Source organism: Pleomorphochaeta sp. DL1XJH-081, from assembly GCF_049310885.1.
In the GTDB taxonomy this organism is placed as follows: Bacteria; Spirochaetota; Spirochaetia; order Sphaerochaetales; family Sphaerochaetaceae; genus CAYZJV01.
The window spans coordinates 1-462 of sequence record NZ_JBMDYO010000033.1 but is presented as its reverse complement, the minus strand read 5'-3'; the positions used below and the strand labels follow the sequence as shown (position 1 = coordinate 462).

1 rRNA gene is annotated in these 462 nt (G+C 54.8%); it reads left to right on the top strand.

What is annotated here, in order from left to right:
- The first annotated feature begins 153 nt into the window (after positions 1–153).
- A 5S ribosomal RNA gene (gene rrf, locus ACODJP_RS13785) occupies positions 154–265 on the top strand.
- Positions 266–462 lie beyond the last annotated feature (197 nt).

The window sequence follows — 462 nt, the reverse complement described above, 5'->3', positions numbered from 1 at the left end:
ACACGGAAGTCAAGCCCTCCCACGCCGATGGTACTGCGTTCGTCGCGGGAGAGTAGGTAGCTGCCGGACCTTTTTTTTACATAAGGAATCTGTCGATTCCGTTTCATACGATTTTTCGCGTCTAGAGATGGGAGAATCGATATGAAATATTAATCCGGTAGTAATAGCGGAGGTGCCATACCCGTTCCCATCCCGAACACGGAAGTCAAGCCCTCCCACGCCAATGGTACTGCGTTCGTCGCGGGAGAGTAGGTAGCTGCCGGGTTTTTTATTTCCAAACGAAGCGAGGGCAGCGGGGCCACAACGTGGCCACATTGCCGAGCGAGTGCCGGGAACGAAAGGAAACTTGCATTTCCAAACGAAGCGAGGGCAGCGGGGCCACAACGTGGATCACATTCCCAAACGGAGTGAGCGTAGCGGAGCCACGAAGTGGATCCATTACCGAACGAGTGCCGGGAACGA